Source organism: Halobacillus litoralis, from assembly GCF_004101865.1.
Classification (GTDB): Bacteria; Bacillota; Bacilli; order Bacillales; family Halobacillaceae; genus Halobacillus; species Halobacillus litoralis_A.
Map to the genome: position 1 here is coordinate 451,220 of NZ_CP026118.1, position 24,671 is coordinate 475,890.

General features: G+C 42.7%; 28 protein-coding genes. 8 read left to right on the forward strand and 20 right to left on the reverse strand.

The genetic code is table 11. The features are described from left to right. Window positions 1-23: 23 nt before the first annotated feature. The 3 genes from HLI_RS02315 to HLI_RS02320 all read right to left on the reverse strand — a co-directional run bounded on the left by HLI_RS02315 (window position 24) and on the right by HLI_RS02320 (window position 1,954). Window positions 24-1,052 (reverse strand): CAP domain-containing protein, encoded by a 1,029-nt coding sequence (locus HLI_RS02315; protein WP_128522887.1) that lies wholly within the window; start codon window positions 1,050-1,052, stop codon window positions 24-26. A gap of 163 nt (window positions 1,053-1,215) precedes the next feature. Further along, window positions 1,216-1,392, reverse strand: coding sequence for a hypothetical protein (locus HLI_RS21375; RefSeq protein WP_164908447.1), 177 nt, complete (start codon window positions 1,390-1,392; stop codon window positions 1,216-1,218). Window positions 1,393-1,525: 133 nt separating this feature from the next. Continuing rightward, complete coding sequence (locus HLI_RS02320) at window positions 1,526-1,954, reverse strand: CBS domain-containing protein (protein WP_128522888.1); 429 nt, start codon at window positions 1,952-1,954, stop codon at window positions 1,526-1,528. A 208-nt stretch (window positions 1,955-2,162) separates the two neighbouring features. Here HLI_RS02320 and HLI_RS02325 point away from each other — a divergent pair, with 208 nt between their 5' ends. Both HLI_RS02325 and ytvI read left to right on the forward strand, forming a co-directional pair. After that, entirely contained in the window at window positions 2,163-2,642 is a 480-nt protein-coding gene (locus HLI_RS02325; protein ID WP_128522889.1) for a YugN family protein, read from the forward strand. Between the two features lie 120 nt (window positions 2,643-2,762). Next, complete coding sequence (gene ytvI, locus HLI_RS02330) at window positions 2,763-3,821, forward strand: sporulation integral membrane protein YtvI (protein WP_128522890.1); 1,059 nt, start codon at window positions 2,763-2,765, stop codon at window positions 3,819-3,821. Window positions 3,822-3,934: 113 nt separating this feature from the next. On the opposite strand, the gene HLI_RS02335 is transcribed toward ytvI, so the two are convergent. The 11 genes from HLI_RS02335 to glsA all read right to left on the reverse strand — a co-directional run bounded on the left by HLI_RS02335 (window position 3,935) and on the right by glsA (window position 16,887). Then, window positions 3,935-4,477, reverse strand: coding sequence for a GNAT family N-acetyltransferase (locus tag HLI_RS02335; RefSeq protein WP_128522891.1), 543 nt, complete (start codon window positions 4,475-4,477; stop codon window positions 3,935-3,937). A gap of 121 nt (window positions 4,478-4,598) precedes the next feature. Further along, entirely contained in the window at window positions 4,599-5,054 is a 456-nt protein-coding gene (locus HLI_RS02340; protein WP_128522892.1) for a DUF420 domain-containing protein, read from the reverse strand. 32 nt (window positions 5,055-5,086) lie between these two features. Beyond that, window positions 5,087-5,986, reverse strand: a complete 900-nt coding sequence (gene ctaG / locus HLI_RS02345) for a cytochrome c oxidase assembly factor CtaG (RefSeq protein ID WP_128522893.1) — start codon at window positions 5,984-5,986, stop codon at window positions 5,087-5,089. Between the two features lie 186 nt (window positions 5,987-6,172). After that, window positions 6,173-6,499 carry a cytochrome c oxidase subunit IVB gene (gene ctaF / locus HLI_RS02350; RefSeq protein WP_128522894.1) on the reverse strand — a complete coding sequence of 109 codons (327 nt, stop codon included), beginning with the start codon at window positions 6,497-6,499 and terminating at the stop codon, window positions 6,173-6,175. Between the two features lie 3 nt (window positions 6,500-6,502). Continuing rightward, window positions 6,503-7,126: a cytochrome (ubi)quinol oxidase subunit III gene (locus tag HLI_RS02355; protein WP_128522895.1), complete on the reverse strand. Its 624-nt coding sequence runs from the start codon at window positions 7,124-7,126 to the stop codon at window positions 6,503-6,505. After that, the gene (gene ctaD / locus HLI_RS02360; RefSeq protein WP_128522896.1) at window positions 7,127-8,995 is read right to left on the reverse strand and encodes a cytochrome c oxidase subunit I; all 1,869 of its coding nucleotides are present in this window, start codon (window positions 8,993-8,995) and stop codon (window positions 7,127-7,129) included. Between the two features lie 38 nt (window positions 8,996-9,033). Next, window positions 9,034-10,098 (reverse strand): cytochrome c oxidase subunit II, encoded by a 1,065-nt coding sequence (coxB, locus tag HLI_RS02365; RefSeq protein WP_128522897.1) that lies wholly within the window; start codon window positions 10,096-10,098, stop codon window positions 9,034-9,036. 69 nt (window positions 10,099-10,167) lie between these two features. Next, on the reverse strand, window positions 10,168-11,103 hold the full coding sequence (gene cyoE / locus HLI_RS02370) for a heme o synthase (protein WP_128522898.1): 936 nt from the start codon (window positions 11,101-11,103) through the stop codon (window positions 10,168-10,170). Between the two features lie 563 nt (window positions 11,104-11,666). Then, the gene (gene pyc, locus HLI_RS02375; protein ID WP_128522899.1) at window positions 11,667-15,110 is read right to left on the reverse strand and encodes a pyruvate carboxylase; all 3,444 of its coding nucleotides are present in this window, start codon (window positions 15,108-15,110) and stop codon (window positions 11,667-11,669) included. A gap of 480 nt (window positions 15,111-15,590) precedes the next feature. Next, on the reverse strand, window positions 15,591-15,872 hold the full coding sequence (locus HLI_RS02380; RefSeq protein ID WP_128522900.1) for an Fpa/YlaN family protein: 282 nt from the start codon (window positions 15,870-15,872) through the stop codon (window positions 15,591-15,593). An 85-nt stretch (window positions 15,873-15,957) separates the two neighbouring features. Beyond that, window positions 15,958-16,887, reverse strand: a complete 930-nt coding sequence (gene glsA / locus HLI_RS02385; RefSeq protein WP_128522901.1) for a glutaminase A — start codon at window positions 16,885-16,887, stop codon at window positions 15,958-15,960. Between the two features lie 90 nt (window positions 16,888-16,977). Between glsA and HLI_RS02390 the strand changes: the two genes are divergently transcribed. Next, complete coding sequence (locus tag HLI_RS02390; RefSeq protein ID WP_128522902.1) at window positions 16,978-17,472, forward strand: hypothetical protein; 495 nt, start codon at window positions 16,978-16,980, stop codon at window positions 17,470-17,472. Window positions 17,473-17,548: 76 nt separating this feature from the next. After that, the gene (locus tag HLI_RS02395; protein ID WP_431357397.1) at window positions 17,549-18,133 is read left to right on the forward strand and encodes a YhcN/YlaJ family sporulation lipoprotein; all 585 of its coding nucleotides are present in this window, start codon (window positions 17,549-17,551) and stop codon (window positions 18,131-18,133) included. 29 nt (window positions 18,134-18,162) lie between these two features. Here the strand turns inward: HLI_RS02395 and HLI_RS02400 are convergent, their stop codons facing one another. Next, window positions 18,163-18,447 carry a hypothetical protein gene (locus HLI_RS02400; protein ID WP_128522904.1) on the reverse strand — a complete coding sequence of 95 codons (285 nt, stop codon included), beginning with the start codon at window positions 18,445-18,447 and terminating at the stop codon, window positions 18,163-18,165. 137 nt (window positions 18,448-18,584) lie between these two features. Between HLI_RS02400 and HLI_RS02405 the strand changes: the two genes are divergently transcribed. Further along, window positions 18,585-18,788 carry a YlaI family protein gene (locus HLI_RS02405; protein ID WP_128522905.1) on the forward strand — a complete coding sequence of 68 codons (204 nt, stop codon included), beginning with the start codon at window positions 18,585-18,587 and terminating at the stop codon, window positions 18,786-18,788. A 114-nt stretch (window positions 18,789-18,902) separates the two neighbouring features. On the opposite strand, the gene HLI_RS02410 is transcribed toward HLI_RS02405, so the two are convergent. Beyond that, entirely contained in the window at window positions 18,903-19,283 is a 381-nt protein-coding gene (locus tag HLI_RS02410; protein WP_128522906.1) for a YlaH-like family protein, read from the reverse strand. Window positions 19,284-19,415: 132 nt separating this feature from the next. Here HLI_RS02410 and HLI_RS02415 point away from each other — a divergent pair, with 132 nt between their 5' ends. Further along, on the forward strand, window positions 19,416-19,598 hold the full coding sequence (locus HLI_RS02415) for a DUF5325 family protein (RefSeq protein ID WP_128522907.1): 183 nt from the start codon (window positions 19,416-19,418) through the stop codon (window positions 19,596-19,598). Window positions 19,599-19,628: 30 nt separating this feature from the next. On the opposite strand, the gene HLI_RS02420 is transcribed toward HLI_RS02415, so the two are convergent. Further along, a complete protein-coding gene (locus HLI_RS02420) occupies window positions 19,629-20,438 on the reverse strand; it encodes an inositol monophosphatase family protein (protein WP_128522908.1) in 810 nt (269 codons plus the stop codon). 155 nt (window positions 20,439-20,593) lie between these two features. Further along, window positions 20,594-20,785, reverse strand: coding sequence for a hypothetical protein (locus tag HLI_RS02425; protein WP_128522909.1), 192 nt, complete (start codon window positions 20,783-20,785; stop codon window positions 20,594-20,596). 180 nt (window positions 20,786-20,965) lie between these two features. Here HLI_RS02425 and HLI_RS02430 point away from each other — a divergent pair, with 180 nt between their 5' ends. Further along, window positions 20,966-21,601 (forward strand): YktB family protein, encoded by a 636-nt coding sequence (locus HLI_RS02430; protein ID WP_128522910.1) that lies wholly within the window; start codon window positions 20,966-20,968, stop codon window positions 21,599-21,601. Window positions 21,602-21,786: 185 nt separating this feature from the next. Here the strand turns inward: HLI_RS02430 and HLI_RS02435 are convergent, their stop codons facing one another. After that, window positions 21,787-22,062 carry a UPF0223 family protein gene (locus HLI_RS02435; RefSeq protein WP_128522911.1) on the reverse strand — a complete coding sequence of 92 codons (276 nt, stop codon included), beginning with the start codon at window positions 22,060-22,062 and terminating at the stop codon, window positions 21,787-21,789. 15 nt (window positions 22,063-22,077) lie between these two features. Further along, window positions 22,078-23,034: an NAD(P)H-dependent flavin oxidoreductase gene (locus HLI_RS02440; protein ID WP_128522912.1), complete on the reverse strand. Its 957-nt coding sequence runs from the start codon at window positions 23,032-23,034 to the stop codon at window positions 22,078-22,080. Between the two features lie 127 nt (window positions 23,035-23,161). On the opposite strand from HLI_RS02440, the gene HLI_RS02445 reads away from it, so the two are divergent. Then, the gene (locus HLI_RS02445) at window positions 23,162-24,631 is read left to right on the forward strand and encodes an aminotransferase class I/II-fold pyridoxal phosphate-dependent enzyme (protein WP_128522913.1); all 1,470 of its coding nucleotides are present in this window, start codon (window positions 23,162-23,164) and stop codon (window positions 24,629-24,631) included. The last annotated feature ends 40 nt before the right edge of the window (window positions 24,632-24,671 follow it).

The following is a 24,671-nucleotide window of genomic DNA, read 5'->3' on the forward strand; positions in this document are numbered from 1 at the left end:
CTATGCATCTGTATTGGAGACGTTCATGGCAGCGTCAAGAAATTTTGGGTGTAATACCTTTCGTGCACGCCAACACCGATGTGTGTGTAGTCAGGGTCCAGCAGTGCTTTCCGGTGACCAGGGCTATTCAGCCAACCATGGAGGGCAGCTGCAGCATCTGTATATTGTGCCGCAATATTTTCCCCTGCCCGAACATAAAAAATATTTTCAAGACGCTCTTTCAGTCCGTTACCGTTTGGAGAGTAATGAGAAAAATAATTATTCTCGTCCATATCCCGACTATGTAAGAAGGCAGCTTGTGAGGCAGCGGTGTGGTGTTTCAATTCACCCAGGCCTTGATTGTTCCGAATGAAATTCGTCATCATCAGAATTTGTGCTTCCACGCCCTCTTGAACAGCTTCCCACTCTTCATTACTCAACCTTTCCTGTGTTGGTAAAGTTCCGCGATACACGACTTTATAAGGCTGCATCTTAAGTAAATAATCATTTCTGATCATTCGGATCGCAGATACTTTTTCCGTGACATCGTCAAAATAGATTTGAGCAGACCATTTGTCATCCAATGAAATCACTGGTCGGTCTTTCACATCTTTTTCAGTCAGCTCCAAGCTATAGGCTCCCTCGCTTTCCAGTCTTAGAGTAGAAGGGAATTGCTTCTTTTCCATCACTTCATTATATGACTCCCCTACAGTAACAGGACCTTCCTCCTGGTGAAATAATACGCCTGTAACCACTTCATGATCAGCTATTCCTAATTGGAAATATCGCCCTTTTTCTGTTTCATATAGCCACCACTCATAGCCGTACACGCTTGGAAACATATGATCGGGTTCTCCTAATAACGTAAGGGTTTCTTCAGAAGATTTTCCTTTCATTGAAAAAAACAGTGGATCATCCACTACCTGGCCTTCCTTACTCGACCCAGTTGTTTCAATCGATGGTTCTATTTTTTCTGAGACAGGCGGGTCATCAGGGGCATCTGACCTTTCACTCCCCATCCACACTACAGATCCCACTAATAAGATCAATATACAGAAGAATATTTTTTTCAAATGAAAAACCCCTTATGGACTGTCTTTATATTATGTATAAGCTCTCTATCAGAGGGCTATGATTAATTATCGTGTGTCCTTACAGTAAACAAAAGGGCAGCCTGCATTCTCATCCTCTTTAACAAAAAAGTCTGCAAATATGGTGGCCACTGAAAAAAATATTTCAATCCAGAGGAGCTGTTAATGTTTGTTGTTGCTTCTCACGAATCGCTTCTCGTGGAAGCAACGAGGTCCATCTGAAAAGAGTGATGTTCTTTGATTTATAAAAGAATATCACTCTGCGTGTACAAGAGCCGGCGGCGATATTCACCGTCAATATCAAACGAATACTAAAGATCATGGAAAATGTCTCATCGAAATAAAGAAACCGAGTAGGACGATAAAAAATCGTCCTACTCGGCTTTTTCTTTGATGCATCACTTAGAAAGTTGCAGTTCTTCATCAGCCTCCGAATATGCAGGCTTTTTTTGAAATCAGTGCAGTTCAGGGCGTTCGGAAATATCTTGTAAAGCAACACCTGCTGCGTGGTCGGACATATCTTCAACAGAAAGGTCGCCCAATGAAAGAATACCTGTCAACTTACCATTTTCTACAACAGGCAGTCGACGGACTTGATGTTGAGCCATGATTTTGCTCGCTTCCTCTAATGAAGTATCTGGAGCACAGCTATACATCCGATCACTCATCACTTGCTGGATCGGTGTACTTTCCGCTTTCTTATCTGCATAACCCCTGATGACAAGGTCACGGTCAGTTACCATTCCCATTAGGTTCCCTTGGTCATCACAAATCGGGAGCGCTCCGACGTTCTTCTCTTTCATCATAGAAGCAGCGTCACTCAGCTGATCGTTTGTGTGACAAATGGAAACATCGCTTGTCATTATGTCTTTTACAGTTTTCATGAAAGATCCTCCTTTAAAAGTCATGATCAATCATTATTGTCCCCTTTTTGACAAAATTATTACATGCATCCCTCTACCTTTTATAGTATAATGAATAGGTAATCGCCTATATTAAAGATGTAGTGCAACAACAATCACGACAATTGCAACCTTTACCGTTTCATACTAAAATGAAGAACGATACATAACTATTGTGAGGTGGAAAGAAATGAAATTAGAAGGCACTGGTATAGAAGGTCTCGTCGTTGACTACAAACCATTGACAGAACTTATGGAAAGTAACGGGTTCATCCTTGGTGGTGCGTGGGACTACGAACGAGTGACTTATGATTATAAGTTGATGGCACCAGAAAAGAACGTAACACACTATATCCGCATCCAGGGTTTTGCTATTGAAGGGGATGTCGATAAAGGGGATGCCGTCATTCGTCTGATGAAGCCCCTCCTTGGCCGTCACTACTATCCACACGGCGTAGAGTATGGCCATCAAGAAGGTTTCTCTGATGACATGGTTCAAAAAGCGAAAGACCTTGTCGCCAAAGTAACCGAGCCTGCCCAGAAATATCATAACCAGGTTCCGGAACATGTCGTTCTTGAAAAGCTGAAGAAATGGGCGGAAGAAAACCAGAATCAAGAAGTGCTTGCGAAAGTGAATGAACTTTCCAACGACCCAGATCAACGAAAATAATCGTTCCTCCAACTATGGTTGAAATCGAGTCGCACATCATTGAATGGTGAGCGGCTTTTTTAAAAAATTCTTTAAGTGAACTCATCTTCGATCTACGGGGAAAGGAGAAACATACATAAATTGTTCCGTTATCTTTCAAAAAAGCAGTGGATTTTAATAATCATTTCCGCCTTGCTTATCATAGCCGGCTATTTCATATTACCTGTATCCATTCCATTGATCCTTGCGTTTGTAACCGCCTTATTCTTAAATCCAGCGGTCCGGCTGATGCAATTCCGTTTTCGAATCAACAGAAAAATGTCGGTCACGATCGTTTTCCTGTTGTTTTTAGTATTCCTGGGATTGCTCGGGACATTCGCTGTGACGAGGGCCGTAACACAGATTCTTGAGCTTGCGGATAATGCACCTGAATACATCAATCAAATTAATAATGTATTGCTTAACTGGCAGAATGACATGGTAAGATTCACACAAAACATGCCAAAGGAATTCGTTGACAAAGTTTCGAATGAAATCACTAATACCGTCGACCGTACATCTACTGCTCTATCTGAAAAACTTCAAATCGGTAACATTGCTGCAGTCGCTGCCAAGATACCAGAACTTCTGGTGAGTTTTCTCGTTTATTTAATCGCCCTTTTCTTGTTCATGCTTGAACTTCCCCGCTTGCGGGACAAAATGCATGACGGGCTTACAGAAGCGACTTCTGAGAAAGTGAAGTTCATGAATGCACGCCTTTCCTATGTCGTTTTCGGATTCTTGAAAGCTCAGTTTTTAGTAAGTATTATCATCTTTTTCGTATCACTTGTCGGACTATTATGGATTGCACCAGAGGTAGCACTCATCATGTCTCTGATCATCTGGGCCATCGATTTCGTGCCGATAATCGGCTCGATTGTCATTTTGGGACCCTGGTCCATTTACATGCTTATAATCGGTGATATAGCCATAGGTACAAAGCTCGGGGTTCTTGCTATCGTCCTGCTGGCCATCAGAAGAACTGTCGAGCCAAAAGTGATGGGACGCCATATCGGCCTCTCCCCTCTTGCAACATTGATTGCCATGTACTTAGGCTTGCAACTTATCGGACTTCTTGGGTTCATCCTTGGGCCCCTTGTGGTCATCGCTTTCAATTCAGCCAAAGAAGCCGGTATTATCAAATGGAACTATAAGATATAAAATCATACCGGAGATGCCCTGATAAGCTCAGTCAGCACATATGTTATTCAGATGTGAGCGGTGTTAGTTTGTAAAATGAAAAATGCGTGAAGCAGTGGCTTCACGCATTTTTGTTATAATCCTTCTTTATAAATATTCTCTTTTTGATCATTCACCGTTTTTCCTTTTTTGAATACGAGGATGTCCTGATTTTTTCCTGTATGGACAAATCCATTATTGATGAGTACTTTTTGAGAAGGGATGTTGCTTTTATCACATTCAGCTTCTACCCCTTCAACCCCACCTGATTGAAAGGCCCATTGGCATAACGCATCTACTGCTTCTGATGCATAACCGAAATTCCGCTCGGACGCAACCACTTGGTAACCGATTTGGATGTTACCCTCATCATCCGGCTTCCCTTTGAACCCGATATCACCGATGACATGTTCTCCTTTCTCATCCATGATCACCCAGGGGCCAAAGCCTAATTCCTCAGCATCATTTTCCAACCGCTCAGCATACATCGGTAGCAAAGCTTTCAATCCATCATGCGGCCAGTTTTTATTCCATGGCAACTGAAACTTATAATAAAAAGCTAAAGAATTTTTCATAAGTGTCTGGGCCAAATCAACGGTTATCGGGAATAGCTGCAACCTCGCTGTCTTCAATTCCATTAGTGATCCATCCCTTTCATTTATGTAACGTGAATGATGCTCATACAATTCGTTATACCTTATATTCACAATAATTAAACAAAAAAAACAACGAATCGATCACTCCGATTCGTTGTTTATCTCATGTTCCCAATATAGCTTTAATCATACTCGTTGTCGTGCCCCCATCATAAATGATGTAGAGCAGAAGATAAACCGCTACACCTGTAATGGCTGTACAAAACCAAATCACACTTGTAACAGGACCTAACTTCCTATGTTTGGCGATTTTCCTTTTATAAGCAAGAGACAGGGTGACAATTCCGAAGACAGCCCCCACTGTTGCAAGGAAAATATGAAAGATCAGAAAAATCGTATAATAAATCTTAATATCATCAGGACCACCGAAGCTTGTATTCCCCACGAATATCGTCCGGCTCAAATAGATGATAAAAAATGTCAATGCACTGATCGCTGCTGCAATCATAACCTTTTTATGGGCTCTTCGCCGATCTTTTATGATCAAAGCCCAACCGATAGCAACAAGTACGGCACTCAGGACTATGAATACCGTGCTCAAAGTCGGTAGTAATGGCATACCTACACCTCTTTCTCTTTACAAACAATCGATCAAGTCTCAGATGTCGCCTGATCCGGCAGTGGATCGATCGTATCACGTTCCCGGTTGAACCAACTGAAGAATACATACGCGATGACCGCACCGAAAATGATTTCCTGTGTAATTTTCATGATGATTCCACCTAATTGCTGATCTTCCACCAATGGCATAGGAGTAAAGTAACTCGGGCCACTTAAACTTGAAGCAAGATCGTTCAATACGTTTGCTGGCACACATAAACTCATTGCCTGCATCCAAGCTCCAGATTCAGAATAGGTTTCATATAATGGGGACCCAGCAAAAATAATCAGTCCACAAGCAGGAGTAATCAGTACCCCGTTAGCAAAAATAAAACCTATTTTCATGATCGGGCTTAACCTGTCCATTTTCTCTAATGGAGGGAAAACTGAAATCCACATGAAAAATGCCGTGAACAATATGACCGTTGTAATTATCGTATGTGCCAAATCACTCGATTTAGAAAAGTCAAAAATGGAAGGCATATGGTAAATCGAGAAAAGACCATTGAAAAGAAGCAGTGAAATAAGCGGTTTTGTCAATAAATTGAACAGAGGACGTAACCCTTTAGCTTCCAGTACCTGCTCCCAAATCCATGTTGGAATACCTTTGATGACGAGTATCGGAAAAAGGAGGTAATACAAAGCCATCTGAGTCATGTGGGCAGTGAACATGATGTGCCCTAACAGATCGACAGGAGAACCTTTCACCAAATATAACAACAGCATTCCACTATAGAACATCACTTGTTGGAAGGCACTCGGATGCTCTGTTCCTTTCTTTCTCCCAGGACCAGTGAAATAAAAATATAAAGCCGACAAAATCAGCACAAAAAGAAAATAATACGGACTCCATAATGCACGGAAACCGAATATTTGAAGTTCTAACCACATAGGTGTCTCACCCCAGATTGTTTACTTTTACCTCTTCATTTTACCTAATTTCCCACCAAAAAACGAGTGTTCGTGCAAGATAATCCTTATTGTTCATAAATTAGTCAAAACTTTGGATTATATAGAAAAAGACCGGAGCACCGGTCTTTTTCCTTTTTCAAGCGCTGAGCGCATTCAATTTTTTATTTACCACCAGATAATTGATGTGAAAGTGATGATTGTCAAAGCACCTACGGCTGCCCCGCCATACATCATCATAGCAGGCATGTCGTGTCCTTTATTTTTCATATGCATGAAATAATAAAGTTGGAATGCCACTTGAACAACAGCTAAGATGATCAGCGTAGGAATGACGAAGAAGGAGCTGATCTCCATTATGACCATTCCGAACGCGATGAAGGTGAACAAGATCATCAGAGCGAAACTGATGACTTGCTGCTTCATTTCCTCGCGGTGCTGTTTCTTTTCATATTCTGCTTGATGTGCAGGTCTGGAATGTGTGTTATTCTCCATTGATTAACCCACCTTTCCCATAAGGTACACAACTGTGAAAATGAATACCCATACAACGTCAATGAAGTGCCAATACAAGCTGGCAATATAGAACTTAGGTGCGTTATACAAGTTCAAGCCACGCCTTTGGTTACGAAGCATCAAAGCGATGATCCAACTTAAACCGAAGACTACGTGTCCTCCGTGGAAGCCGACCAATGTATAGAAGGCTGAACCAAAGGCAGATGATCGGAATGTGAATCCGTATTCATGGATATAGTGATAAAACTCATAAAGCTCACAGCTCAGGAATCCTAGACCTAATAGAACTGTAATCGCCAACCATTTCTGCATTTTAGCAAAATCATGGTTCTTCATATGGTACATGGCGTAAACACTTGTCAAAGAGCTTGTCAGCAGCAGCATCGTCATAATGAAGACGAGCTCTAAGCCGAATAAATGCTCAGGAGTGTTTTCCCCTTGCGTCGAGCCATTCAACGCAATGTAAGTACCAAATAAGCTGGCGAACAATACTGTTTCTCCGCCTAGAAAAAACCAAAAGCCTAAAAATTTGTTCTTACCTTCAAGGGTGGCTTTTTCCGGATCATGCGGCATTTGTTTTGGATTGAGAACATCTTCATGACTCATTTATTTGCCAGCCCCCTTCTTAATATCTTCTTCTAGCTCTTCTTTATGAATGTGGTGTCCAAGATCGTCTTTAAGAGATCGTGTCAGCATCGAACCTAGAGTGATGCCCATACCTACGAACACTAAGATCAACCATGTCGGGTCATCCACTTGATAAATGAAACCGAATCCTGCAATGAATGTACCTAGAGAAATCATAAATGGAAGGATGGATGCATTCGGCATGTGGATATCGCCAAGCGGCTCTGCAGGTGTCATCCCTTCTTTCCCGTCCATTTTCTCTATCCATAACGGATCCAGACCACGCACAAGTGGTGTCTGAACAAAGTTATAGTGTGGTGGTGGAGATGGAATCGACCATTCAAGTGAACGTCCGCCCCAAGGGTCTCCGCCTACTTTCTTCTCTTTGACTGCTGTATAAATGATGTTGTAAAGGAAAATCAGTGTACCGATCGCCATTAAGAAAGCACCGATTGTACTGATCATGTTACCTGTTGCCAGTCCTTGACCATCCAGGAATACCCAGTAACGACGTGGCATTCCCATCAAACCTAGGAAGTGCTGGATGAAGAATGTCAAATGGAAACCGATGAAAAATGGCCAGAACGCCAATTTCCCAAGTTTCTCATTAAGGACTTTACCGAACATCTTAGGCCACCAGTAGTGTAGTGCAGCAAAAATACCGAATACCACACCACCAACGATTACATAGTGGAAGTGTCCTACTACAAAATAAGTATCATGATACTGGAAGTCAGCTGCTGCTGCGGCAAGCATGACACCAGTCATACCACCGATCGTGAAAGATGGGATGAAGGCAACGGACCATAGCATCGCTGAAGTCATCTTGATCTGCCCGCCCCACATCGTGAACAACCAGTTGAAAATTTTAATACCCGTCGGTACTGCAATCGCCATAGTAGCTACTGCGAAAATAGAGTTAGCGATTGGCCCCATTCCTACAGTGAACATGTGGTGGGCCCATACCATGAAACCTAAGAAACCGATTAAAACGGTTGCAAATACCATAGCAGAGTATCCGAATAAACGTTTTTTAGAAAACGTTGAAAAGATATCACTGAATGCCCCGAATAACGGAAGGATCAATATGTAAACTTCCGGGTGACCGAAGATCCAGAATAAGTGCTCCCAAATAATAGCATTACCACCAAGTCCTACATCAAAAAACGCAGAACCGAACATACGGTCGAACATCATAAGGAAAAGTCCTACTGTCAAAGCAGGGAATGCAAATAAAATTAATGTACTGGTTACAAATACAGACCATGTGAACAGAGGCATACGCATATAGGTCATACCTGGCGCCCGCATGTTTACGATAGTGACGAGGAAGTTTATCCCCCCGATCAATGTCCCGGCCCCTGATATCTGGAGTCCCATGACATAATAATCAACACCGTGTCCAGGTGATGTCGTCGAAAGTGGTGCATAGTTCGTCCACCCGGCATCCGGTGCGCCGCCTGTGAACCAGGAAACGTTTAAAATCAGTCCCCCGAACAAGAACAACCAGAAACCTAAAGAGTTCAAGAATGGAAATGCTACGTCCCTTGCTCCTATTTGTAAGGGGACAACAGCATTCATCAATGCAAAGATAAGCGGCATAGCTGCCAAGAAAATCATTGTTGTACCATGCATCGTAATCATTTCGTTATAAAGCCCAGCGGAGATGAAATCATTGTCCGGTTTCATCAATTGGATTCGAATTATCATGGCTTCTAGCCCACCGATTAGGAAGAATAACCCCCCAGAGACCAAATAAAGATGTGCAATCTTCTTGTGGTCCACTGTTGTTAAGTAATCCCAAATCACAGCGCCGAGCCCACGTTTTTGTGCAAGTGCAGTACTCACGCTTTAACCTCCCTTTTCAACCTCTTTCTCATAATAGATCACTCATCCTCGTTCTGAGTAGGAACATCTGTACCTACATCAGAGTGTTGCAGTTGTAATAGATAATCGGCAATTTTGCTTGCTTCTTCTTCTGATACAATTTCAGTCGGCATTTGGTTTCCAGGCTTGATTTCATCAGGATGGACAATCCAATCTACCAAGTTTTCTTTAGTCGGCTCTAAGATTCCGGCAATCTTTTCACGGTTACCGAAATTGGCCAAGTTAGGACCTACACCAGCTGACGCGCCACCAATAGCGTGACAACTCATGCAATTGTCATTAAATAGTTGTTGACCTTCTTGAGCTGTAGTCGTTTCAGGCGCTGCTTCCGGGTCTATGTTCTTCATATCTTCAACCCACTGGTCATACTCATCCTGACTGACAGCGATCACCCTGAAATCCATCAATGAGTGGGATGGCCCGCAAAGCTCAGCACAGTGCCCCCAGTATACGCCTTCTTCATATGCTTCTAAGTACATCGTGTTCATGTTTTCACCAGGATTGGTATCCATTTTACCTGCAATTGAAGGTAACCAGAAAGAGTGGATAACGTCACTGGATTTCATGTTTAAGTACACTCGCTCACCTGTCGGGATGTAGAGCTCCTGACTTGTAGCGATTTCTTGGTCAGCATAGGTGAATTGCCACCAATATTGGTTTGCCGTCACATCAATTGTGATGACACCTTCATCACCCTGCGTAGATTTATCCGCAAGATCGAAGGTTGCTTGCACAGTCGGAATTGCCAAAACAAGCAGCAGGATAATCGGAATGACTGTCCAGATCACTTCCAAAGCTTTGTTTCCTTCTGTTTGTTTAGGAATGGTATGTTCCTGGCCTTTCTTCTCACGATATCGGACAAGAACAAAGGCATAAATTGCCATGACGATAATAAATACAAAAATCATTATCGCAATACTGATCAACATAAGATCTAATAATAATTCCGCTCCATAGCCTTTAGGCTTCAAAGCACTCAGGTTTTCTTCTCCACAACCCGCAAGGAGCAGGGTCAGAGCACCAAAAAGAAATAATGAACGGAATTTTCCCATCCAACCTCTCATGTGTGATACCTCTCTTTCTCTTGTAGTGACATTTTTTATTTTGGACTGACCCCAAAAGGGGTCAGTACATTAAAAAGGGAAAGGCAATGTGACGATGACCATCATGAAGAACATGATTGTCAGATAGTTCAAGGAGTAAATGAACATCCATGTCGCCCATTTGTAATCATCCTTCATAAAGAACCCTGAGATCCCCAGAGCCAACCAACCGAAGGATAGTACGAATGCAGTAACTAAAAAGATACTGCCAAGCGATGCCAGATAAATAGGCAGCGGGAGAAGACAAGCGACATAAATCACAATTTGTCTTTTGGTCATTTTGAACCCATGCACTACAGGCAGCATCGGGATACCTGCCGCCTTGTATTCATCTTTCTTTTTCATAGCGAGCGCCAAGAAGTGAGGCGTTTGCCATATGAACATGATCAAGAATAATATGACGGCTTCAAGTTGCAATCCAGGATCGACCGCTGACCAACCAATCAATGGCGGAACGGCTCCTGAAAAGCTGCCGACTACGGTATTGATCGTATACTTTCTTTTCGACCACATCGTATAAAGGACTACATATACAAACCACCCGAACGCCCCCCACAAAGCTGCTTGCCATGTGGTGAAGAGCAGAGTGACAAATCCTAGTATTGAAATGCCGATACCCAGCGTTTTGATCAACGATAATGACATGGTGCCAGTCACTGTCGGCCGGTTGCTCGTCCTGGACATAATGGGATCTATGTCCCTGTCAAACCAATTATTGATTATACAACCGCCTGCGATTACGAAAGCGGTTCCGAGCATCGTCAACAGAAAAGTTATCCACTGGTTTGAGAAAGAAGTACCAGTAAAATATACAGCAAGCCAAAACCCTGTAAAAGTAGTAATTAGATTAGAGTTGATGATTCCGACTTTGATCAAACTTTTAATATCAGCTAATAAAGAAGTTTCACGGGCATTCGTTTGGATCATTTCTGTAGAAGCAGACTCGACTGTTCTCGGATTGTCCATCGTATTATCTTCCTCCTTCTACCTCCCCAAACCCATTCATGCGAATCACCAGGATCCACTAAGAGCTGAGGGCTGTTTCTATCTTCATATAATATATAATGACAAGAAACATCAAAATAATTGTATCATGTTATTGTAGTTGTATCTATTTAAACTCATCAATTTTATTTATTTGTGACAACTTTGTGAAATGCTTCCACCCCCTAGTATCAACCACTATTCAGGTTTTTAACGCATCACAGGTGAATCAATATCTTAATGAGGAACATTTCAATAAAAGCGCACCCTTATATTTCTAGCAAATCCCCGTGAACAATGCAAGTTTTTTTGGGAATTGGATTGATTTTGAACGAAGAAGATAAATCACTCACTTGTATTGTTTATTAGTATGATCGACCACTTTATTAGGGTAACCAAAGAACGTTCTAGTGATAATGTGATAAGTTCACCATCATTTTACTACCTTTAAATTCCATCGAGAAGTTCAACATGTGAATAATTGATGACACAATAAAAAAAGAGACAGCTGGAATAAACCGGCTGCCCCTTTTCTTATCATTCGCTCATTCAAATTCAAGTAATAAGTCTCCGACATGAATCGCTTCATTATTTTCTACATGAATATTTTTGATGACCCCATCAAAGGGAGCTTGTACGGTTGTTTCCATTTTCATCGCTTCTGTAATCATCAGGTGGTCCCCTTTCTTCACTTCTTCTCCTATTGTTGAAAGGACCTTGATGACCGTACCAGGCATAGTCGCACCGATGTGTTTTTGATTAGATTTATCCACCTTTGGCCGCTCTTGTACGGAAGCATTGACATTTTCGTCACGAACCACGACTTCACGCGGCTGACCATTCAGTTCAAAGTAGAGTGTTCGTGTTCCGTCAACTTGCGGTTCGCCAACAGAAACTAATTTCACAATCAATGTTTTACCTTGTTCGATTTCAACTTCCATCTCTTCCCCTAATCTCATTCCATAGAAAAAGGTCGGGGTATCCAAAGTAGACAGATTTCCATACTTCTCTGTGAATTTCTGATGATCCATAAAGACTTTCGGATACAAAGCATAGCTGATCATATCAAAGCTCGTCACTTGACGGTCCAATTTATGGAACAGCGTTTCCTTTAAGCCATTGAAGTCCACTGGTTCCAAAAGTTCTCCTGGCCGTACTTGAATAGGTTCACGGCCCTTGAGGATGATACGTTGCAATTCGGCTGGAAATCCACCATATGGCTGTCCTAAATATCCTTGGAAAAATTCAACGACACTATCAGGGAAATCTAATGAATCCCCTTTTTCATAAATATCATCTTCATTCAGATCGTTTTGGACCATATAAAGGGCCATGTCTCCGACAATTTTAGAAGATGGTGTCACCTTGACGATATCGCCGAACATATCATTAACGCGGCGATACATCACCTTCACTTCGTCCCAGCGTGAACCAAGACCGACTGCTTTTGCCTGTTGCTGCAGATTGCTGTACTGCCCCCCAGGCATTTCATGGTCATATACTTCTGTATGAGGGGCCATCATGCCACTTTCAAAGTCTTGATAATACTTCCGTGTATCCTCCCAGAAACGGCCCAGTTTTTCATATGCGCCGATATCAAGATCCGGTTTACGTCCACTGCCTTCCAATGCATAATATAAGCTGTTAGCACTCGGCTGGGAAGTTAAGCCGGCCATGGAACCCGTGGCTACGTCAACGACATCGACTCCAGCTTCGATCGCTCTTGCATAGGTGAATAACCCATTGCCGCTTGTATCGTGTGTATGCAAATGAATCGGGATGTCTATCGTTTCCTTCAGGGTAGAGATAAGCTGGTAAGCTGCTTCAGGTTTTAACAGACCAGCCATATCTTTTATGCCTAGGATATGCGCACCTGCATCCTGCAGCTCCTGGGCAAGGTTTTTATAATACTCGAGATCATATTTGGGACGGCTGGAATCCAGGATATCCCCTGTATAACACATAGCCGCTTCCGCCACTTTTCCACTTTCACGGACAGCATCGATCGTCAGCTTCATACCCTCGACCCAGTTCAAACTGTCGAAAATACGGAAGACATCAATACCGGCACTTGCGCTCTTATCGACAAACTCACGAATTAAATTGTCTGGATAATTTTTATATCCGACTGCATTGGAAGCTCTCAAAAGCATCTGGAAAAGCACATTCGGCGCCTTAGCCCTCAGCTTCAATAAACGTTCCCACGGGTCTTCATTCAAAAAGCGGTAAGAAACATCAAAGGTTGCTCCTCCCCACATTTCTAGCGAAAACAGATCAGGAAGCAGCCGGGCAGTCGGTTCAGCAATATTCTCCAAGTCTTTTGTACGGACCCTTGTCGCAAGCAATGACTGATGGGCATCTCTGAAAGTCGTATCTGTCAAAAGAACTTCGTTTCTTGCTTTCAGCCAAGAAGCCAGCCCTTCTGGTCCGCGCTCATCCAAAATCTGTTTTGTTCCCTTTGGTATCGGCTCAGAATGCTTGATTGCAGGAATCCTCGGTTTGGAGTAGGTCGGCTTCCTTCTGCTGCCATAACCCTCAAATCCGTTGATCGTCCGGTCTGCAATATATGAAAGCATTTTTGTTCCGCGGTCTTTTCTTTTCGGAAAGACAAAGAGCTCTGGAGAACGGTCGATGAACATCGTGTTATATTCACCAGATAAAAACTGCTTATGCTGGATGACATTTTCTAAAAATGGGATATTCGTTTTGATCCCGCGAATCCTGAACTCTTTCAAGTTTCGCACCATTTTATGTGCTGCTTGATCAAAGCTCAGCGCCCATGTCGATAATTTCACAAGCAACGAGTCATAATAAGGTGAGATGACAGCTCCCTGGAAGCCATTCCCCGCATCAAGACGGACACCGAATCCCCCACCTGTCCGGTAAGCCATGATTTTACCTGTATCGGGCATGAAGTTGTTTAAAGGATCTTCGGTCGTAACTCGTGACTGGATCGCATATCCATGTGTCCGGATCTCTTCCTGTAAGGGGATAGCGATCTGTTTGCTATGTAAGTCATAACCTTCCGCCACCAGAATTTGGGTCTGTACGATGTCGACCCCTGTGATCATCTCTGTGATGGTATGTTCGACCTGGACACGTGGATTCACTTCAATAAAGTAAAAATCATCCCCTGTCACGAGAAACTCCACAGTACCTGCATTGACATATTTCACATTATCCATCAGTTTGACTGCAGCCGTACAGATATCTTCCCTTACCTGTTCAGTAAGACTCACACTTGGTGCGATCTCTACCACTTTTTGATGTCGGCGCTGTACGGAGCAGTCTCGTTCATAAAGATGGACGATATTCCCGTCAAAGTCACCGAGGATTTGAACTTCAATATGTTTTGGTTCTTCAATCAACTTTTCTACATAAACTTCATCACTGCCAAAAGCAGCACGCGCTTCTGAACGAGCCCTTTCATAAGACTCCTCCAAAGTATCCGCATTTCTTACTACTCTCATCCCGCGGCCGCCACCACCCATTGCGGCTTTGATCATCAAAGGAAATCCGTGTTCATCTCCGAATTCTTTGATTTCCTGAATACCACTCACTGGACCATCAGTACCCGGAATTACAGGAATATCTGCCAGTACGGCCTGATCCCGCGCTTTCACTTTATCCCCGAACATATTCAAATGCTCGCTCGTCGGCCCGATGAAGGTGATCCCTTCTTGTTCACAACGTCGTGCGAATTCGATATTTTCCGAAAGAAAACCATAACCGGGGTGGATGGCGTCTACTCCGACGCTTTTGGCTATTTCAATGATTCCTTCAATATCCAAATAAGCATCGATCGGTTTTTTCCCTTCACCCACTAAATAGGCCTCATCAGCTTTATAACGATGATAAGAGCCAGTATCCTCTTGAGAATAGATAGCTACGGTCCGTATGTTCAGTTCTGTACATGCTCGAAAAACACGAATAGCGATCTCGCCGCGGTTCGCCACCAATACCTTATTGATTTTTTTCACTTCTGCCATGAATCACACGCTCCATTTCTTTCTATATCTTTATTACTGTATTTGATCTTCCGCTATATTACATTCGCCATTCATTTGCAAAATTCCTTTTTTTCAGACATTAAACAGTATGTAAGTTTAAAAACTCATAGGATCTGGAAAGATTCAACATTTTTACTTTTAAAGGGAGATTGTTGAAGGCTCCGTATCGTGGCTTTTGTCTTAGGCGATGGTGGGTGGGAAAACGGATCGCTTTCCGCGGGGATGGCGGCAAGCCTCCTCGAGCAGGAGTCTCACCGTTTTCCCACCCACCATACTGCCACCATACTTTGGCACGTGCTCTAAACTACCTTCATGGTTAGGAGCATTTTTACTTAAAATGCTATATGCATGACATGGAAGGATAAATGATTTAATGTAGAAAGGTCAAAATGAGATATGAAATTTTCCACAAAAAAACTCAAATCACAACAGGGACGTGTCGCAATTTGAGTTTACATATTATGACTTTTGGGCAGCCTCATGCAAAACATTCAATTGTTTTTCCAGGTTATCCAATAGTTGTTTACCTTCTTCATCGCTGATTAAATTCAAGCGAACTGCAAAGTGAATTTCTCGGGATAATCCGAACATCTGTGTATCTAAAACCTCTTCGTAAAGTGGACATTGAGGCATAGTCAAGTTGTCCATCTGTACTTTTATCAACCTTAATATTTTATCAGCGTCAGCTTTTAGAAGGGCATAGGCTTTTTCACGATGATCCACAGCCACATCAGACAACATCAAAAATCCCCTCCAATATACAAGTCTTTCTTTTTATAATCTTATCGTTAAGCGGGGAAAATTGCAACATTGTTATGGGACAAGTTCAAAAAATTGAGAGGTCATATCGATTGGATAATGTCTCTAATAACCTTAACCCGACGACGCTGTTCCCTTTTTCATCAAGGCTAGGTCCGTAGACTGCTATCCCACCAAAATCATTCAATGATGCTAGCACCGATCCTGACACACCACTTTTTGCTGGTATGCCTACTTTGATGGCAAACGAACCTGATGCATCGTACATCCCACACGTCACCATGAATGTTTTGCAAATTCTTGCGAGATGTTTCGGTATGATCCGGCGTCCTGATTCAATATCAATCCCGCCATTCGCCAACAAGGCGCCTATCCGGGCTAACTGACAGACGTTCACTTCGATCGCACATTGTTTCGTATACGCATCTAATGTTTCTTCCACACTGCCGGTCACGATTTGGTGTTGTTTCATATAAAAAAGCAGCGATCTGTTCAAAAAGGCTGATTCAAATTCAGAGACAGCTACTTCTTCGTTGTATCTGATCGAGTGATCATCTGTCAATTCATGGATAAAACTGAGCAAGCGGCCAACTTTTTCATCAGGAGTATCGCCATGAATCATATTCGTAACCGCTAAAGCTCCCGCATTGATCATCGGATTTAATGGCTTGGAAGGACTCTGCTCCAAACGATAGATAGAATGAAAAGGGTCGCCGGTCGGTTCCATCCCCACACGGTCAAAAACATAGCTCTCTCCATTATCCATCAGTGCCAAAGCAAGGGCGATCACTTTTGAAATACTTTGAAGCGTGAACCGTACTTCCACTTCCCCTGCTTCTACTGTATTGCCATCGATATAATGGATAGCTACCGCCAAGTCCTCCGGGTTTTGCCTCGATAAGGCAGGTATATAATTGGCTACCTGTCCGTCATATGCATAAGGACGGACATTGTTTAGCCAATCGTTCAAAACATCACTTGAAATATCTTTTATCAATGGATCCAGCCTCCTTTTAATGAAATCGAATTCATTTTTTGCTATGATTTGGATGGATGACTTTTTACTAATCGAAAGGTGGCTCCAGCCATGATTGTTCAAATAGCAGGAAATGTTAAATTCCCGATCACGCTAGATCCGACTGTATGGATTTTTGATGATCGGAAGATGACCTTAACAGAAGCATTCCAACCAGAAAAAGCAGAACCATCTGCAGAAGAAGAAGATGAACTGAAACGCCAATCGCTGCGTTTTGACAGGGAAGTTTATCAACAGAAACTTAACCCGCCTGTCAATAAAAGTATCAACAGATACGAAAAGCAGCGCATTATGAACGGGACATTTCTCATGCCATTGAAACCATTCCTTCATACAAGTGAACCAAACAAAGACGTTGAGAAAGCGACACTTCTCACAGATGAAGGAGAACAGGTCATTGATGCTGATGATTTAGCAGAGTCTCTCCTTCTCTTTTCTGAAAATGGCAAGCCATTAAGAAACGAAGGTCCTGTGCATCTTTATTATAAAGACGGGTCGAATAAATCCTCCCCCATCAAGGGGATTAAAAAAATTGTATTACAGTAATGATTTGGGCAGCTCTTGAAGCTGTCCTTTTTGTATATTATCTACAAGGTGACACAGGCTATAAATAAAAAAAGTGGTGTTTCCTTTGAAAAAATTATTATTGTTGATGATCCTTATGCTTTTAGCCGCTTGTCAGCAAAATGGCGAAGAGTCCTTATTAGAAGAACGCCAAGGAGATTCAGAAGTAAAATATGTGACGGATTCTGAACCAGTCAAGAAAAAAGACATGACCAGTCAGCAAGCTGCACGGCATCTGGCTAAACTAGCTGTAGAAGTACCAGATGTCCACGACGCGACAGCTATCGTGCTAGGAAATTATGTAGCTGTCGGAATTGACGTTGACAAAGATCTGGATAGGTCACGAGTCGGAGTCATCAAATACTCAGTTGCAGAAGCGCTCAAGCATGACCCGTATGGAAAGCAGGCGACCGTCATTGCTGATGCAGATGGTGTAGAGCGCCTGCGTGGTCTCGGCCAGAAAATTTCTGAAGGGCATCCAATCGAAGCTGTAACCGATGAACTCAGCCAGATTGTCGCCCGGTATATGCCAGAAGGTCCGATCAATGAAAAACCTCATACAAACAAGAATCAAGACTCCGTCCCTGAAAAAGAACAAGAGCAATTAGAAGAAATCGAAAAAGAACAATCTAAACAAGAGTGACAGAAAAACAGCTAAATCCCCGAAAGGATTTAGCTGTTACTTTTTTCTAGGATTTCTCTTTCTTTTTCAGTTAATTCGTTATAGTATTGAACACCGAACTGCGAACCTTCCGCGACCATATCCGCATTATCTTGATGGGATACTTCCGGTTTACCCGCTTCTTCAATCGGCAAATCAGCTTTCTGTCCGAAGCTTCCTTGGATAGATCTTGCTTTGTCTTTCACCTGTTCTCTTTTCTCCTCATCTTTCAGGAAATACGCAATCGTACCTCCAGCAACTGCACCAACTGCTGTAAAAATCCAACGTTTTCTCACAAAATCATCCCTTTCTTTTGCTTCTTTAATTACATTTCCCGAACTACTCCTCCATCAAACGTGGAAACTTCATCTATTTATAAAAGTCATATTATGTTAAACTATACGTAATCGTTTTAAATAATAGAGGTGAAAAGATGCGTGTACAATGCGTAATTTGCGATAATATCGAAAAAATAGACAGTTATTGTCTTCAGGCAAAAAGGCTGAGAAATCGACGGATTCACACGTACATGTGTCAATCCTGTCACGATCGAATTGAAGAAAAAACAAATAAACGACTCTCCACAGGCAAATTCCGGTTCAACAGAGAACGCAAAAAGGAAAAGCATTTATCTTAAACTGGATGAATCATGTGACTCTGTAAGCACTCATTTCGATTAAAATCTCAACAACATCATAAATCAATTCCCATACTATAAAAAATCCCTTCCGAATGACCGGAAGGGATTTTTTTATGAAGATTCATTCTGTTGACGGCCCCCGCGTTCTTTATGCAAGCGCAATCGGTAAATACCCAGGATCAGGGCAGCAACCAGCAAACTCTCTGGGAGCGGTAAGTTCAATCCTAGAATCAATGTCAAAATGAATGTACCGATCACTAGAAAAGCATAGACTACAATCGTTTTCATCAATGGCAGTTTCCTTGCGAAACCCAGCTTGAAAGTAATGATTGCCAATGCAACCGTTGTTAAGTATAAAAGCATAAATGAACGAAATAACATCGCTACTTCATCTTCATCATTTAAATTGACTTCATTTCCCATTCCTTTAAAAAAGAAATCTGCTACAGGCCATAAGTCTGTAGGCACAGGTAATGTTGATGTATCTTTCATGACGTTCCTCCTCGTGATTCCCCTGTTCTCTTCCATCTATGATACTAGAATCATCCACCATATGCCACCCATACCGCCATTTTCATTATTTGGACAAATCCTTTATAATAATGATGAATAGAGGTGACGCTTGTGAAAAATAATCAATGGAACCCAGGCTTCTTAGCCTTTCTTGTCATTTTATCCTTTGTTGCTGTCGGGTTTGCTCTTGGGCAGGAGATTTTTTGGCTTGCAGCTGTACTTTTCATTCTAGGCTTTGTCTTAATGAGCTTCGGTTTGAAACGCAAACGCCAGCAACAACAAGAACAAGCATGAAGAAAGCGACCTTATCCGGGTCGCTTTCTTTCATTTTTTCAGTTGGACATAGTTCTCAGAGATCTCTTTATGAATGTTGGCACGGCTTGCGAGGACCGTCGTGGAATTTAAAAGATCCAGCTCTTCCTGGTCAGCCCGGGTGACGATTCCACCTACTTCGCGAACAAGTATGCTTCCCGCAGCATAATCCCAGGGCATCAGCGTCATAGTTAAATATCCATCAAGTACCCCTTCTGCGACAAAAGCGAATTCTAAAGCGGCTGATCCATAAGATCTTGTGCTGCGTAACGTTTTAACAAGCTCTTCCATACCATTATGCTCCACGTGTGGATTTTCTGGTATCAACCAGCTTGTGTTCAATGCTAGAATGGATTCTTTCAATGGTCGTTTTTCACTTAAATCCGGAAGCCGCTGGTCATTCTTATACGCACCTTCTCCACGCTTGACTGCATAAAGAACATCTTCCATTACGTTGTAGATTAAACCGACTTCTCCGATCCCCTCAAAATAAACACCGATGGAAATAGCAAAATTCCTTTTTTGATGGACGAAATTCATTGTTCCATCAATAGGGTCGATAATCCATACTGTTCCACCTAAGTCCTCTATTTCATCGCCGAATCCTTCTTCTCCGAAAAGATAATGTTGCGGGTAAGTATCTTTAATCTTTTTCGCAAAAAATTGTTCTGTTTCCTGATCCATCTCTGTTACAAGATCGTTCGCATTGGACTTCGTCTCGATGGATCTTGGTGAATCGATTTTTGAACGAATCCGTTCACCGGCTTCCAGAATCCATGCTTTTGCATAATCGAATACCTCGTTCTTTATATGTTGATCCATGTCATCGTACCCCTTTTATAAGTCTCATCGTTTATCGTATCAAAGTCCGTTGATTATTTCATGTCTCAAAGCGCGTAAATATAATGGAGAAGGTTTTCCTTACCTGGCTTGTCCTGCTGAAATCAAAAAAGCGCGAGCAACTATATTGTTGCTCGCTACTCTATAGACCATTCAATCAATTGCTTACGAAGTTCAGAGAGTCGTTTTTTTGTCTTTTTAATTTTTTCAACATCTTCTGCGATCATTGCATCATGCAATGTAACCAATTCGTAATCAATCTCCATACGGATTACCGGGAGCTTTTCTTCAGCTTCTCGTTTGCGCAACGCTTCCATGACATGTTTCACTGCCAATCCCTCCCTTTCAAATCCTTACTATATATATATGTGATTATTGCTACAGAAGTTTCAGTTAGATTACTTATATGTAACCCATTTTTACATCATTCAAACCATCGGAACACATCACTTAGAAACGCCTTGCCTTTATGGTAAAATAAGACCGAGGAAATTGGAGGAGTTGATAAAATGACGACTTTTACTGGGTTCACCCAAGAAGATTTTGACGTATTTTCCATTCCGGGTTTGGAAAATAGAATGGAAGCTCTAAGAGAACGGATTTCGCCTAAACTGGAAGCCGTCGCCACGGAGCTCGCTCCAGATGTAACGGCTATGACAGGTGATGAGATGTTCGTCCATGTCGCGCGGCACCTTCGCAGGAAGACAAATCCACCGAACGACACATGGGCTGCACTTGCTTCAAATAATAGAGGCTATAAGAAACTGCCGCATTTCCAAATCGGCCTGTGGGAATCTCACGTGTTCATTTGGTTTGCAGTCATTTACGAAAGCCCGATCAAACAGGATTTCGCCTATAAATTAGAGGAAAACAAAAAGGACATCCTTGATCACATCCCTGAAGATTTTGTATGGTCCGTAGATCACACGAAACCTGAAGCGATTCCGCAAAGCGATGTTGATAGTGAGAAGTTCTCTAACATGACCGAGCGATTGAAGACAGTTAAAAAGGCCGAAATCCTTTGCGGACGGCACATAGCAAGAGGTGACGGCCGTTTGAAAGATCCCGGTGCTTTCCTCGACCTTTGTAAAGAGACTTTCCAAACACTTGAACCGCTTTATCGTTACACAAAACAGCTTGATTAATTTTCCACGTTGAATACCTGATTGAATTAAGATATTCAAGCATTGAATTGTACGCAATTCAATGCTTGCTGTTCTTCTCCCCCTCGAATATATTTCCCCATGAAAAAGCAGTTCAGATTTTGGGAAACAGTGCGTACGGCACTTCCAAACTGAACTGCTTTCTTCTGGCAAATCTCACTCTCGGCTCACGACATCTTCACTTTATCTCCAGGACTTAAAGCCTTGGCTTGTTTAACAGTCCGATAACAGGAATAACCCGACTCTTTCTCAAATTGGCTGCAAAGTGTTTTTTCTTCACTCTTTGAAGGGACAATTTGTTTGAATCTCGTATAGGCCATCAACAAGTCGTCACGTTTGATTCCTTTTTCATATGCTTGTTCGACCAAGCTGTAAAAATTGACCACATCTATGATTTCTTCTTTTGTCCAATATACTTCATCGATGGGATAGGTGTAGCTCATCCTTTTCCTCCTTTGTTAATTCCAACGTATTCGGATCTCCTCAGCATCTGTAATCATACGGTGGATCATTTCATCTACTGTTGGTACATCATGTATTCTGGATGCGACTTGACCAGCCCACCCGAAGCCGGATGTCTGCTCACCGTCATGGATGAATTTTCGATTCGCTTGCCCGCTGATGAAGGATTTCAGTCCCTCATAACCCGCTTTTTCTTGTTCAAGTTCCAGAATACGATCTGTCCAACTGTTTTTCAATGCGCGGGCAGGTGCTTTCAGACTCCTTTTAATAACTGTCGTCGAAGTTTCATCCGCTTCAATGAGGGCTTTTTGATAAGCCGGATGGGCATGGACACATTCTTTAGTAGCAATGAACCTCGTCCCCATTTCGACCCCTTCCGCTCCAAGTGATAACGCAGCCATCAAGCTTTTCCCGTCGCCGATGCCACCGGAAGCAATTACAGGGATATTGACAGCGTCGACCACTTGGGGGGTGAGGACAAATGTACCGACATCATCCCGCCCAAGATGACCTCCGCCTTCGTGGCCAACCACCATGACAGCATCAGCACCGAGTTCTTCTGCTTTGACCGCCTGTCTTCTGGCCGCTACGAGCACTAATGTTTTAATCCCTGTGCCGCGAACCATATCTAATACTGGCTTGGGGTTGCCTCCTGTCACGGATATCACCGGAACTTTTTTATTGATGGCTACGTCTACCATCGTTTCAAATGGCCTTCCGTGCTGACCAATGGCAAAATTGATACCGAATGGCTGCTCAGTCATTTGTCTGAGCCTGTCGATTTCCTCTGCTAATTGTTCAGGTCCATCCATGCTCATCGCTGTCAATTGACCTAATCCTCCAGCGTTCGAAACTGCTGCTGCCAGATCCGAGTAAGCTAAATGAGCCAACCCTCCCTGGATGATCGGGTATGTAATATCCAACAACTCTGTCACGCGTGTTTTCCATTGCATTTCATCCCCTCCTCTTTCTGTTCATTTTATCACGATTGGAAAAAGGATACACAAAAGACTAGCCAGCTATCCGGGACTCTGCTATAATTCATTTGCTTTTCTATTTGTAAAGAGGTGTAAACGATTTATGAACCAACATGAAACCCCCTTATTCACAGGGTTGAAAAAACATAGAGATCAAACCCCCATCCAGTTCCACATTCCTGGTCACAAGGGCGGAAAAGGGATGGACGAGGAGTTCCGCGAATTCATGGGCGAAAATGCTCTTTCGATCGATTTGATCAACATCGAACCCCTTGATGACCTCCACCACCCACAAGGAATGATTAAAGAAGCTCAAGATCTTGCCGCAGAAGCTTTCGGGGCTGACTATACCTTCTTCTCTGTCCAGGGAACATCAGGTGCAATCATGACGATGATCATGAGTGTGTGCCAGCCTGGAGATAAAATCATTGTACCAAGGAACGTTCATAAATCAATTACGACAGCCATCATCTTTTCGGGAGCTAAACCTGTTTTCATCCACCCCGAATTGGATGAGCGATTCGGGATCTCACACGGCATCACCTCGCATGCCGTAAAGAAAGCTTGCGAAGCCCATCCAGATGCCAAAGGCGTGTTGGTCATCAATCCTACTTATTTCGGTGTAACCGCTGATTTACAGGAGATTGTAGAGATCGCTCATAATTATGACATACCCGTCCTTGTTGATGAAGCCCATGGTGTCCACATTCACTTTCATGAACGGCTCCCCCTTTCTGCCATGCAGGCAGGAGCAGATTTGGCCGCAACAAGTGTGCATAAGCTTGGTGGTTCATTAACACAGAGTTCAGTGCTGAATTTGCGGGAAGGCCTCGTTTCCCATGAGCGCGTACAATCCATCTTGTCCATGTTGACAACGACATCAACTTCATACATTTTACTTGCATCATTGGATACTGCCAGAAGACACCTTGCCATCAACGGACATGCATTAATGGAAGAAACTCTCCGGTTAGCTGATCTTGCCCGTCAACAATTGAATGAGATCCCTTCCATCTATTGTCCTGGAAATGAGATTCTGACCAGTGATGCGACCGTCGATTATGACCCGACCAAATTAATTATCTCAGTGAAAAAACTTGGTATGTCAGGCTATGATGTCGAAGTTTGGCTGCGTGAGAACTATCATATTGAGGTTGAATTATCCGATCTTTATAATATCCTATGTATTGTAACACCAGGAGACAGAGGGTCAGATATCGAAAAACTGGTAGTAGCCCTCAAATGTCTTGCCGACCAATGTGTCAGCGTGGATGATGTGGCCAGTATCCCTGTGAAAGTTCCGGCTATCCCTGTCCTTTCCTTATCACCAAGGGACGCCTTCTATGCGTCCACCGAAACCATTTTGTTAAAAGAAGCAGTCGGCCGCATAAGTGCTGAATTCGTTATGGTTTACCCCCCAGGCATTCCAATTTTCATCCCAGGGGAGATCATCACATCCGACAATATCGATTATATTCACGAAAACATTGAAGCAGGATTACCCGTTCAGGGCCCAGAAGACGACACTCTTGAGAAAATCCAAGTCATCCGCGAACAAAAAGCATTTAAATGATGACTCAAAAGCGCAAGCGCCTTGAAAGACACGAAACGCA